At 48.0% G+C, this 12,243-nt stretch carries 13 protein-coding genes; 3 read left to right on the top strand and 10 right to left on the bottom strand.

The window, feature by feature from the left end:
* The first annotated feature begins 12 nt into the window (after positions 1–12).
* Entirely contained in the window at positions 13–954 is a 942-nt protein-coding gene (locus tag BCT27_RS04085) for a DMT family transporter (protein ID WP_198597511.1), read from the top strand.
* Positions 955–1,210: 256 nt separating this feature from the next.
* Here the strand turns inward: BCT27_RS04085 and BCT27_RS04080 are convergent, their stop codons facing one another.
* The 4 genes from BCT27_RS04080 to BCT27_RS04065 form a co-directional block, all read right to left on the bottom strand.
* The gene (locus BCT27_RS04080) at positions 1,211–1,690 is read right to left on the bottom strand and encodes a carboxymuconolactone decarboxylase family protein (protein WP_102319224.1); all 480 of its coding nucleotides are present in this window, start codon (positions 1,688–1,690) and stop codon (positions 1,211–1,213) included.
* A 41-nt stretch (positions 1,691–1,731) separates the two neighbouring features.
* The gene (gene msrB / locus BCT27_RS04075) at positions 1,732–2,172 is read right to left on the bottom strand and encodes a peptide-methionine (R)-S-oxide reductase MsrB (protein WP_102395107.1); all 441 of its coding nucleotides are present in this window, start codon (positions 2,170–2,172) and stop codon (positions 1,732–1,734) included.
* A gap of 267 nt (positions 2,173–2,439) precedes the next feature.
* Positions 2,440–3,159, bottom strand: coding sequence for a hypothetical protein (locus tag BCT27_RS04070; protein ID WP_102319225.1), 720 nt, complete (start codon positions 3,157–3,159; stop codon positions 2,440–2,442).
* 958 nt (positions 3,160–4,117) lie between these two features.
* Positions 4,118–4,807, bottom strand: a complete 690-nt coding sequence (locus BCT27_RS04065; RefSeq protein ID WP_102395106.1) for a hypothetical protein — start codon at positions 4,805–4,807, stop codon at positions 4,118–4,120.
* A 279-nt stretch (positions 4,808–5,086) separates the two neighbouring features.
* Here BCT27_RS04065 and BCT27_RS04060 point away from each other — a divergent pair, with 279 nt between their 5' ends.
* Both BCT27_RS04060 and BCT27_RS04055 read left to right on the top strand, forming a co-directional pair.
* The gene (locus tag BCT27_RS04060; protein ID WP_102395105.1) at positions 5,087–5,794 is read left to right on the top strand and encodes a DUF445 domain-containing protein; all 708 of its coding nucleotides are present in this window, start codon (positions 5,087–5,089) and stop codon (positions 5,792–5,794) included.
* A 320-nt stretch (positions 5,795–6,114) separates the two neighbouring features.
* The gene (locus BCT27_RS04055) at positions 6,115–6,630 is read left to right on the top strand and encodes a hypothetical protein (protein WP_102395104.1); all 516 of its coding nucleotides are present in this window, start codon (positions 6,115–6,117) and stop codon (positions 6,628–6,630) included.
* Positions 6,631–6,772: 142 nt separating this feature from the next.
* Here the strand turns inward: BCT27_RS04055 and BCT27_RS04050 are convergent, their stop codons facing one another.
* The 6 genes from BCT27_RS04050 to BCT27_RS04025 all read right to left on the bottom strand — a co-directional run bounded on the left by BCT27_RS04050 (position 6,773) and on the right by BCT27_RS04025 (position 12,224).
* A complete protein-coding gene (locus BCT27_RS04050; RefSeq protein WP_102395103.1) occupies positions 6,773–8,560 on the bottom strand; it encodes a lysophospholipid acyltransferase family protein in 1,788 nt (595 codons plus the stop codon).
* Positions 8,561–8,663: 103 nt separating this feature from the next.
* Positions 8,664–9,095, bottom strand: a complete 432-nt coding sequence (locus BCT27_RS04045; RefSeq protein WP_102395102.1) for a YHS domain-containing (seleno)protein — start codon at positions 9,093–9,095, stop codon at positions 8,664–8,666.
* A 125-nt stretch (positions 9,096–9,220) separates the two neighbouring features.
* Positions 9,221–9,649: a YHS domain-containing (seleno)protein gene (locus tag BCT27_RS04040; RefSeq protein WP_102319230.1), complete on the bottom strand. Its 429-nt coding sequence runs from the start codon at positions 9,647–9,649 to the stop codon at positions 9,221–9,223.
* A gap of 62 nt (positions 9,650–9,711) precedes the next feature.
* A complete protein-coding gene (locus BCT27_RS04035) occupies positions 9,712–10,467 on the bottom strand; it encodes an NRDE family protein (RefSeq protein WP_102395101.1) in 756 nt (251 codons plus the stop codon).
* The gene (locus BCT27_RS04030; protein ID WP_102319232.1) at positions 10,467–11,021 is read right to left on the bottom strand and encodes a DinB family protein; all 555 of its coding nucleotides are present in this window, start codon (positions 11,019–11,021) and stop codon (positions 10,467–10,469) included. The genes BCT27_RS04035 and BCT27_RS04030 overlap by 1 nt, the downstream gene beginning before the upstream one ends.
* Before the next feature lie 126 nt (positions 11,022–11,147).
* Positions 11,148–12,224, bottom strand: coding sequence for an ATP-grasp domain-containing protein (locus BCT27_RS04025; protein ID WP_198597510.1), 1,077 nt, complete (start codon positions 12,222–12,224; stop codon positions 11,148–11,150).
* Between the last annotated feature and the right edge of the window lie 19 nt (positions 12,225–12,243).

The raw sequence follows: 12,243 nt of genomic DNA, 5'->3' as shown, positions 1-12,243 counted from the left end.
TTACACGCATTCATGTCGACCAAAGCGACAGGCTACCTCGCCATGCTCGTTACCCTATTATTGTGGGCAGGCTTTTTCCTCTCACTCAAAGGCGGCGCAAATTCCACACTGCTCCCCGCTGACATCGCGATCACCCGCTTTCTCGTGCCCGCCATCTTGCTCGCCCCTTTCGTTTATCAGTCGCGTAAACAGATTGCGGTGATACCGAAACGGTATCTGCTCGGCATGTTCATTGGCAGTGGCTTGCCTTATTTATTGGTTGCTAGCACCGCCATGCAATACGTGCCCGTTTCCCACGGCAGCGCGTTGGTTCCCGGCACCTTGCCCTTGTTCGTCACCGCCATAGCCGTGATCGTTTTCCGCCAACCCATCAGCCATCACCGTGTTATCGGGCTAATCGCTATTGTCATTGGCACGGGTCTGTTCGTTCTAACTAGCCTGCAAGGCAGTTACAACTGGGCACAATCTCAAGGCCATATGTTGTTTTTGATGGGCAGCTTAATGTGGGCAACGTTCACGATATGCGCGCGCGTCGCCAACCTCAATGCATTGGCGTGCTCAGGCTTGCTCGCGATATGTTCAAGCCTCATGTTGTTTATCGCGATTGCGTTTAACCTCCTGCCCAGCACCTTGCATACCACTGAATTCGCCGCATGGCCTTGGCGTGATGTACTCAGTCACACCATGCTGCAAGGCGTGGGCGCAGGGATAGTGTCAACCTGCACCTTTCTCTACGCCGTGAAGCAGCTAGGCGCAGAGCGAAGCGCAGCCTTTGGCAGCGCGACGCCTGTTATCGCGACGCTAATCGCTTTCCCTGTATTCGGAGAACAACCTGACCTCGTGACCTGTTTCGCACTGGGGTTTGTGTGTTTAGGGAGTGTGGTGGCGAGCAATATCTTCTTGAAGCAAGACGCGTCAATGCACTATCAGCCCCCCGTTTATGAAAAACGGTAAAGCACCAGAAACGCCCGTTTTGAGGCATTTTTAAATAGGAAGGGGTAGTTTGATTACTATGACCGACGGAAATGGCAGGATGTCAGATTGGTCATTTTTTATGCACAGTTTCTGTGGGTAAGTCCGAAGCAAACGATCGCGTCAAGCACTTGCAGATTGCAACATTATTTCGTCTGTTTTTTGTTCTTTTTCTCACAAGACACCCGCTCACTGGGTTATCAATGGACAGTGAGCGGATCCTGACATCACGTTAACCCTATGGATTTTCGCTATTTTCCCGTGTCACTTCGGGCGTTGCACCTTGGGCCAACTTCAAGCGCACCCAAAGATTCATGTTGATGACGATAGCCGCGATTTCAGCAATCTCTTTTTCATCAAAATAATTTTGAAGTGCAAGGTGTGTTGACGGGAACACAGACAAATCGTACTCCGTCAACGCTTCGCAATAAGCCAGTGCAGCACGCTCATCGTTCGAGAACATGTTGCTCTCTCGCCAACTCGCAAGGTGGGCAATTTTAGCAGCAGGAAGCCCCTGATCGTGCGCGGCCTTGGTGTGCAAAATCAAACAGTACGAACACGGATTGATTTGTGCGACACGCAAACGCAGCAACTGCGCTAATTGTTTTTCTACCTTGAGAGCGGCGGTGTACCCAACGCTTTTGGCCATCTGCTTTGCCACATCGTGAAACTCAATCAGATCTGGGTCAAAGCGTGTATTTACGAATGCTATTTCCATTTTATTCCCTTAACGCTGTTTTCTCTCGCCATTGACAGGCGCTATTCGCCCGCTTGGTCGCGATACTCACCGTATCCTTCGGCGTCCATTTGGTCTTTTGGTACAAAACGCAGCGATGCAGAGTTAATGCAATATCTCAACCCGCCTTGATCTGCTGGGCCATCCGTAAACACATGCCCTAGATGACTATCGCCATGTTTAGAGCGCACTTCCGTTCGACGCATACCGTGGCTTTCATCAAAAAGCTCCGTCACATTGATCTTTTCAATCGGCTTAGAGAATGCAGGCCAGCCGCATCCTGAATTGTATTTTGCCGATGAAGCAAACAAAGGCTCACCAGAAACAATATCTACGTAAATACCAGGTTCGAAGTGTTTATCGTATTCCCCAGTAAATGGTCGCTCTGTGCCACTTTCTTGCGTGATTCGATATTGTTCAGGGGTGAGTTTTTTAATGGCATCTTGCGACTTTGAGTAGGTCATCTGTTCGCCCTCTTTTTTGTTATGTCGACATCCTGACAACTGTCATCAAAACAGAAAAACTGACACGACGATGTACCACTACTGATACGTGAAATGGTTTTGCGCCGTGATGTTTTCTATTTGAACATTGGGGAATGCTTACCTTGTATTTACGAAGGTTTCCTTAAAGCTAACCTTAGTAAATACAAGGGATAAGTGTGAGGTGAAAATGAACATGAGACTGCGTGGCTCTTCTCTTTTTCACGCGATAATGCGTGAAGTATGCTGTTAGACGCAGCGCCTTTCGACTTCTTGATCAAGCAGGTAAAGATTGGGGTTCACATCGATGATGACGTAAGCGCGACGCGCCTTACACCATGCAATGTCGACAAAAATATGGGCGAGATTAGGTGACGTCTCAAACGGTTCGAGCGATGACCACCACGTTTTAATCTCTTCCAAATACTCCTCATGGTAATCACGACGGCTGCAATAGCAGTTCACCCCTTGAATCTCTCCGTGCGATACAGACAGTCGATATTCCGAACGTTCACGAAAATCTTGATTGGGAAACAAATACAGTTTTGGCGTGTTCGAAGAACAGCGATAGGCGTGCAACGTCAGCGCCATGCGGTCAGAAATCGCATTCAGCCAACATTCCAGCACGGGCGAATAATCTGCGGTATTGAGTAACGCATCTGGGATGGTCTGCATGCCCACCACGTCTTTCCAACTCACGACACCTAACTTAGGAAATAAACTCTGAGAAAACGCACGAGGTAGCGCGGGAAAATGCACAGGCAGTTGCGTCAAACCAAAACGTTCTCTGTAATGCGCGTTGTTCGAAAGCACCGCCAACAATTGATCATGGGAAACAGGTAATACTTCAATGGGTTTAGCGTAAAACTGATTCAGCAATACCGAGGGTAAGCATTCAAACTCGGTTGAGACGATAGGTTGAGCATGTGTTTCCACAGAAGCAAAACCTTTGCGATTAATATCAAACAAACAGACCTTCCGGGATTATGAATTCTGACGCAATCACAAACTGTTGATCACAATTTGCATCATCGGTGCGATGAAACACTCGGAGCATGGAGTAACAACGATCCCTATTGCATGTTCCGCTCAATCCGTGAAACGGTATGGGGGAGAGCAAACAGACTTCATCATCTTATTCCAGTCCTGCACCTCGTCGAGGAAGGAAAGACAACCATTCGCCAAAACACCAAGCGAATACACAAACATGCCAACGACTTTATGACGTTAACTCTGCCATCTTTTCAAGCGTTGGAATGTCTTCTTATGTAGACAAACCACATAAGAGTGCTCATTTTCAGACAAACAATGCATATGATTGCACTTAGATCAGTTTCACTTTTCTAGACACCTATCTTTCATTTGTGGCTCGCTCTTTGGGAACATCAAAACCACATTCACGAAGTTTGGCGAGACTCCAGTCACCAGGGTCATTTGCCATCCGTTTAGCAACGATTGCCGCTAATCAAAAGACCTACGAATGCACGTTGAGGGCGCACACCCACCAGAATAGAAAGCCAATAACTTACTGATCACTCTCGCCAATTTCCGTTTCTAGCCATAGACGTGAATTATTGCTAGTCACGTATTTGATTGCCAACGCCCCAAAACACAAAAAGCAGATAAGCACGTCATGCTTATCGCTATGTGCCTTCGTCAGAGGAGTACAGTGAGGTTGGCATCTCGCACCCTCTCCAAAACGGTTAGCTAACAATCACATCAATAGATGCACAAACAGATCCAACTATTTAGGCAAAATAAATCAACACCTTATGTAAATGAATAGATAATCAGGCAACTTTTGACTCGATATCTAGCAAAATTTCGCTCGTAAACGCAAGAAGTTGCCCGAAGCAAGATCACGGACAGCACCGAATAAATGCAATGTTTTGAATATGTTAACCGCGTTCGAAAAAGAAACGCTGTCTTAGATAGGGAAGAAAGTCATGGAGGCAACACCATGAACCACTTGGTTGATCGCACGGTTGGTGCTGTCAGAGACCATTTTAGCCATCATGTCTTGTATGATAATCATTTGCCCAAGGGTACGCTCAAAGCTGTAATTCGGCGTACCGTCTATTGTGAGCCCATTCCCGAGCAGTAATGGTTCGCCTTCTGGGCTTTTTCGAGTATTGAGTAACCACGCGACGGTTTCGAGATTGCGCGCGCTGTTATAGAGCTTTTGTTGGTCGATATCATCGAGAATGAAAAACTCACGTTGATGGTTATAGCTACTGCTCAACATCCCCGTGACGCCCACCATTAACGCGAACACCCTATCGCCCTCAAACCGCGCTGAAAATGCCAAATGAAGTGCATCCACACCGTCTACATACCCAAGTTCTGGGTAGCCATAAACAGGCCGTTCAATCGTCATGACAGATTCAAGACGAGAGGTCACGGTTTGGTTGGGGACTTTGGCGAGTTCTCTGGGGTTACGCTTGTACAGTTTGACCATTAGGCTTTGCGTTAAGGTTCGGGCTTCCGCAATATGGATATCCGTGATCAAGTCCATGTCGGATTTGGCGAGGTTTTTAATATCAAAAGGACGGCCATTGCTGCTGCATGCACTCAGCACAAAAACACACACCATTATCAAGCAATGACGAACGCCCATCCTTTGTAATCCTTTTACTGAATGCTATACCTTCAAGATTAATCGACTTCACACAGACAAGTGCGGCGCGTTATCAGAACTTCTCGTGATCTCTCAAAGCAGACGGAGTCACCCCAAGAAACCTCAAGATGCAGGATTCAAATCACGTGGGTATAGATGGCTATCATGGTGAGATCCTGCAATCACCCTGCCCATATATTCATGACAATAGCCGTTGTTCTACACAGCTTCGTCCATTAGAATCCCCGCTTTCCACATTGAATTCAAAGAGCAATAACAATGAATAAAAGCTTTCTGACTAACCTCATTGCAGCCGCTATTTTTGCTGCTGGTTACTACCTTGACCAACCTATTGCCCTTTATGGCGGTTTGTTTGCACTATCAGGTTCATTGACCAACTTGTTGGCCGTTCATATGCTGTTTGAAAAAGTGCCGGGCCTTTACGGTTCTGGGGTTATTCAGGCGCGTTTTGAAGCCTTCAAACTGGGCATTAAATCTTTGATGATGGATCAGTTCTTCACCAAGGAAAATATCGATCGCTTCCTCAATAAAGAAATGACCGATGGCACCAGCTTGAATCTTTCACCGATCATCGAAAAAATCGACTTCAACCCAACATTCGATGGCCTTGTTGATGTGATCAACAACAGCCAATTCGGCGGCATGTTGATGATGTTTGGTGGTTCAGAAGCCCTGACGCCATTACGTGAACCTTTTGTCGAGAAGATGCGTGAATCTGTGGTCGACATCACTCAGCAAGATGGCTTCCGTGATGCGTTGAAAAGCCAAATCGAACAGCCTGACATGATGGGCGACATCACCAGCAACATTGAAACCGTGATTGAGCAACGCTTGGATGAGTTGACGCCAGACATGGTGAAAGACATTGTTCAGACGATGATCCGTGAACACCTAGGCTGGCTTGTGGTTTGGGGCGGCGTGTTCGGTGGTTTGATTGGTGTGGTATCTGCGCTTGTAACGGCATAAGTATCATAAAGACAATCGCTTAAACGCGACGGAAAACACGAACTCGCGCTCAAGTCCTGGTATACCGACATTGAAAAACGGCACCTATTGCGTGCCGTTTTTTTTCATCTCGACCTTTCGCTCATGAAACCTTTCCCCGGTAGAAACCGTTTACTACGTCACATTCCTTGGGGGGCAGTTCACAAATATCTGATCTGGTTGCCAATTTTTAGTACGCCTCAACACGCCTTTAGGCATTCGCTCCTACAATATTAGCCAGACACTCGTCGCACAATTGTGACGACCATAACTGCTTTCTGACCATCACATGAGGTGAATACATGGCCATCAAACGGATCATTACAGCCCTTCCTGCACTCGGTGCGTTACTTTTTGCATCGTCTTCTACTGCCATGGTGCTTCCTCTTCAAATCGGTGCGGATGCAGGTATCACAGACGTTAAATACAAAGGAAATAGTGCGACTGGCTATTTTTGGGCGATTAACGGCACCTTGCGCATCAACGATTTCACCAGCGTATATTCAGGTTACGGCGAAACAACGGCTGATATTCCCGATGACAGCGGTGTTGACCAAGATTTTAAGTCCACCTCCATTCCACTTGCGCTGCAAGTGAACCTGCCCATTGTGCTGGGTGATGTATATGTGCGTGGTGGTGGTAACTACTACGAAAACACCTACGCAACTGAAACAGAAGATGGATGGGGCGTACTCGCCGCTGTGGGCATTAGCCTTGCGCCTGCAATTGGCCCAGGCTTGGCATTGGAGCTTGGTTATCAAGATCGCGGCAGCGCTGAAACCAGCACCGTCTCTGTGGGTGCGAAGCTGAACTTCTAACAGCTACTCAGCGCAGCGAACCCAAAAACACGATCAAAAAAGCGCCTTATCGGCGCTTTTTTTGTTATTAAAACTTATGTTATGGCTCAGGTTAAGGTTTACGCTGAGGCTCATCCGAGTGAACCTCATGAAACGAAGCCACTTACTTTTCAGCCGTCTTTTCTTCGGTTTCCAATGCCGTTGCGTCAGCATGGAATGCAAGATAACGGTGGGCTTCTTCTTTCCCCATATAACGCCCTAACGTTCTCACGGGTACGTTACGAAGATCCACCACAATCAAACCATCAAGAGCATCATTAAAGGCAGGATCAACGTTAAAGCACACCAGCTTGCCATTTAAGCCGAGGTATTGCCTTAACAGCACTGGCACACCCAGCCCTTCACTCATGCGCCCAATGACTTTGGACAAAAGCTGCATGTCGCCTAACCCTGAAAGCATCGACGTGTGCCAAGGAACAGGGGACGCGCTTTCAAGTGGCGTGGTCGGTTGTACCAACTTCGCCATGCCTTCGTCGTAATGGTGAATGCTCAGGCTTTCAGCGAGCAAACGACGCGCTTGTAGCGGGTAGTCGTTACTGATGCTGACAGGACCAAACAGCGTCGTGATGTCAGGATCACGGCTCACATAGGTGGCAATGCCTTTCCAAAGCAGCAGCAAGGCACTCAAGCTGCGTTGATATTTCACATCAATCACAGAGCGGCCCATTTCCAACGCATTTCCCATGCTTTGAATGAGGCGTTCGTCATATTGGAACAAGCTGCGAGAATACAAACCGTCGAGACCACGTCGTGAAATAATGTCATCAACACGACCGATACGGTAAGCACCCACCAATTGCTTTGCGTCGCGATCCCAAATAAACAGGTGCTTGTAATCGTTATCGTAGTCATCTAAATCGCAAGCAAGACCCGTCCCTTCGCCAACAGCGCGGAAATTCACTTCTCGGATACGACCAATGTCTTGCAACACATTGGGGATCTGTGTGCTTTCACAACACAACACATCGAACTCGCCGGAAGAAAGTAGATGCGCCGACGTGGGTAAAGCATCGATTTCCGCTTGCAACACATCGCCATTAGCTTCAAGGGCAATCGCTTCGCCCGCAGTTTCTTGCTGCGGCGAGGTTAACGCCTTCTCGCGGCTCAATAGATAGGTATTTAAGCGCAGATAATTGACGAGGGAATCATCAGATTCAAAGCCTCTGCTTTCTTTCCATGCGATCGGCTCGCCGATCGAAATAGGAATAGACTGTCCGCGTTTATTGAGCAATTCACGGCCTAGCAATGCCGTGCGCAACAGTGGGTGAATCCCCCCCGCGCGGTAGAATTTACGGCTGTTTCGACCGCCGATGAAAACAGGTAACGCAGCAGCTTTGTGCTTTCTTACCATGGCACCCACAGAGCGGCTCCACGTTTTGTCGCGCAGTAAGCCATTTTCATCAAACGTTGATACTTCGCCAGCAGGGAAAACGAGCAACAAACCGCCATCACTGAGATGTTGGTGCGCTTCACGAAGCGCGCGCATGTTTGCACGTCGTGCGTTTTCACCTTCAAACACATCCACACCAATGAACAAATCGCTCAATTCAGGAATGCGTTTAAGATAGTGGTTTGCCAACACTTTTACGTCACTGCGCACGTGTCGCAGCAGTTTAGCTAGAATGACACCTTCCACTCCACCCAATGGGTGATTAGCAACAACAACGGTCGTGCCTGATGCGGGAACGTGTTCAATGTCAGAAGGAGAAGCAAAATAATCAATCCCCAATACATCCAGTGTGTATGTGAGGAAGGCATCAGTATCGAGTTCATCGGGACGTTTGCGGTAATACTTGTCGAGGGTACGAAGCCCTGTAATGGACTCTAGCGTCTTCTCAACAACGCCAAATGGGCTCTTTCTCGGCAACAAAAAGGGGCTGGTTGTCGTCATGGGTTCTCCCACTTATTCTTTTTTTTCACAAAGACCGAGTAAGGTGGAGCGCTGCAGATCCTCGGTCTGTGAGTTATTAATTTTTACGCTGAATAATCAGCGCTTATTTGCGTTTTTCCCAGTTCTCGTCACCTTTCACGATGAAGCCTGGAATATCGGTGTGCCATGTATCTGACACTTTTTTGTCATAGTTAAGGTACAGCTTGTTATCCACGATTTTCCAATAGGTCGGATCACCCGGCGCTAAACCGTCATTGGCTGCAATTGCCCATGCACAATGACCGCCATACTGCGGTGCATACTTCTCAGGATCAGCAAGAAACTTGTTGAGGTTTTCTTGACTCGCGAACTTCCAATCTGCGCCACGATATTCCGTTTCAAACTCTGATTTCCCTTCAATCGGGCCACCTTCCCAAAAAGACACGGCGTCATATCCACTGACCGCATCGTTGTTAAAAAGGCCGGTGTAAATTTCTTGTGCTGCAAATGTCGTTGAAGAAAACAGCAACGACATCAGAAGTAAAAAACGTTTCATGATATAGATTCCCTTTTTTCACCCTCATCGATTTCTTAGTGTCGACGTAGGGATAAATGTAAAAAATGAAGCCATGCACGGTAACGATCAGGTCATGCTGTTATCGTGCACACAGTATTAAGCGATTAACGCTTCGCCCAGTTGTCATCACCCAGTTCAATGAAACCCGGAATGTCCGCATTCCATTTGTTCTGGATATCGTCGTCGTAGTTTAGGTACAACTTACCGTCTACCACTTTCCAGTGGTCAGGGTCACCCGGCGCTAAATCGTCTTTTTCAGCGATAGCCCAAGCACAATAGCCCCCATACTGCGGTGCATATTTATCAGGGTCAGCCAAAAACTTGTCTAAATTAGCTTGGCTCGAAAACAGCCAATCTGCCCCTTTATATTCGGTTTTGAATGATGATTTCCCTTCTACAGGATTACCATCATGGAACGAGACGGTGTCATACCCGCTCACGGCTTTATTGCTAAAGAAGCCGGTATAAATGTCGTCAGACGCCATCGCGAATGAACTAAAAAACAATGAAATAAGAAGAAGTAAACGAGACATTTGTGTGCTCCTTTAAGAAAAATTGAACGCTAACTATAAGACCGAGGAAACCTTCGGTTCTTTCACACTTTTTCACTCGCGACCAATTTCAATCGAGGTGCATTTTTTTGCAGATGTGCTGTGACAGCAGACCCTTCTTTGCATGGTGCGCCATCGACATAGGCCATCTGCATATCATGCTCGGTCACTTTTACGTGCGTAAAGCTCACGGTGTTGGCATCTTCTCTATGCATACACACGGACTTGTAGCCCGCTTCAGGCACATGACTGCGATGAAACGCCCACGCCTTTTCCATGGTACGCGGTTCCGTCATGATGGATTTGTAGGCATTTTGACGGGCAAGCATCACTTCTTCATACGCCACTGATGATGAAATCATGGGTTCCTTGCTTGGGCGCTGAGTCAGTACATGACCGTCCCATTGAAACGCGATCACATGCCCTTGGGTGGCAGACAGATCGGGAGCGAACACTAACAAGGTGAAGGGCGCATAGGAGCCTAAATGTAGGTCATTCAACACAACCACAACATCTGCCACACATGCAGACGGGGCGAGCCTTTTCACCAACAAACCACGGCTGATCAAAGGCCGATCAGGAATGTCGCCTTGGTAGAAGTTCAACAAACACAAAGACAGCCCTTGGTTATTCATGGCGATCCAAGTGCCGCCACCGTCAGGATCAACAGGCATGGCAAACTGCACGTCGTTACTCACGAAATGCTGAGGCGGTTTTGCAATCGCACGGCCTTTTTGCTCGTCGCGATTAAAAAACACTTCATAGCCTTTGTCGTTCAATAACCAACTAACGGTACACATCAGTTCCCCTCGCGACAGAACGTCGCAGTGGCAGGTGCCAAGCCGAAGCTCGCGTCGGTTTCAATGCCCTGCGCACTCAAACTCACGCGAATAAGCGCGAAATGGTGCACGGCATGACTTGCCACAAAAGCCAACTCACGGCCAAGTGTTGATGCCGTTACGGACGGCGCATGGTGCGTCAGGCTGACTTCACCGTTAACACGCAACGCCATGTTGATTGATGTCGGCGTCACGCCGGCTAACCATTCAATGATTACTTGCCATTCTGCTTGCGCGATCGTGAAATCGGTTTCCACAGGGTGCGCCCGACGACGGGCGTCATAATCAATAAAATCGTTGTCTGGCCACGCCATCAAGGCACGGTACACATCCAAAATATGTCGCATGTGCTGACCAATCGAACTTTGCAAATAAGGTGCAGCCACAAACTGATATTGCTCATCATTCATCAAAGACAGTAAATTTTGGGCTTGCTTTGCAACATCGAAATTTCCCTCAACCTCAGCAGGTAAGGTGTGATCGTCATGCGTCGAAGTTGCTTCCTTGGCTAACATGCATTCCCCTTAGGTTTCATCAATTCTCTCGTTCGTATCATCGTTATCATTGTTATTTTCAGATCGTTTGTTCTCAGATCATGCTTTGAGTTGTGTTGGCTTAGCCCTTGTCTGGCTGCGTGCTCATCAATCTGTAGATGGGTAATCTTGTACCAGCGCTTTCTCTTTACGCCATGCGCGATAGAGTTCCATCAATGTCGGGACTTTGTGTCCCAATGCGCGCTGCTTGTTTCCAATTTCAAATAACATTCGGTACTGCGCTAACAACGTGGAAAACGCATCTTTCAGCGTGGCACCGCGATCCCAGATATGAGCAGCTTCACTGCTTGCGCCATTGGCTTCTAGCATCACAAAATCGTTACCTTCCATCAGGCTCTCGATGTCTTTGAACTTAAGATCCAATCGTCCAAAGTGATAACCGGGGAAATCGTTAAAAATTTCATCTAATCGATCCACCAGCGCATCCGTGATGTAAGCATTGCCGTTACGGAATATCGCGCCACGACTGTGGCTGCCTGCAAACGCAAGGCGGAACGTTTCGCCATCGGCCAGCACCAAATCCAGTTTGTCTTCATGCCTTGCGTGGTAAAGATGGCTCAGTTGCCCAGCACGCGGATCGTCATCAATCAATTGCGCTAAATTGCGTTTGCCATCTCCCGTTACAAACGGGTTGTACTTCAATGTCAGTGAGAAAATACGGCCGCGTTTCTCACCGGGGTAACGGACATAAAACACGCCAGCTTCTGCGTTATATGGTGCTTTTTGTTGCAGCATTAATCGTGCCCCGTTAGGGAACAAACGCATGTATTCTTCCAACTCGCCTCGGTTTTCAACTAACCGAACGCCTGCGCCTCGACACCCCAAATCAGGCTTTGCGACAACAGGAAAGCCCAGTCCTTCTTTTTGAAGTAACGACATGGCTTGATGTGCTTGAGTTTCAGGCGACGCATCGTTCTTTTCCCACATCACGTAGGGCAACACCCAAGGTTTTGCCTTTTCGCCCGCGAGCGACAAGATGGCGTCTTTGGATTCGCCCACCATGCCACTGAGCTCAATGCCCGGGTTCGCCGCCAGCGGTAAACTGAAACTGCGGTATTTGATGCCGTACCAAAGCCACTGCACCACAACAGGTGTGTAGAAAAACCATGCGGGCCAAAATTCGAACATCGAGAGCGGTTTGCCGTCAGTATCGAGAGTCGGCATACCATGGTTCACTGGTAAC

It is taken from the genome of Enterovibrio norvegicus (genome assembly GCF_002876705.1).
Lineage (GTDB): Bacteria > Pseudomonadota > Gammaproteobacteria > Enterobacterales > Vibrionaceae > Enterovibrio > Enterovibrio norvegicus_B.
The sequence above is the reverse complement of the archived record's forward strand: the minus strand, read 5'-3'. Positions and strand labels throughout refer to the sequence as shown.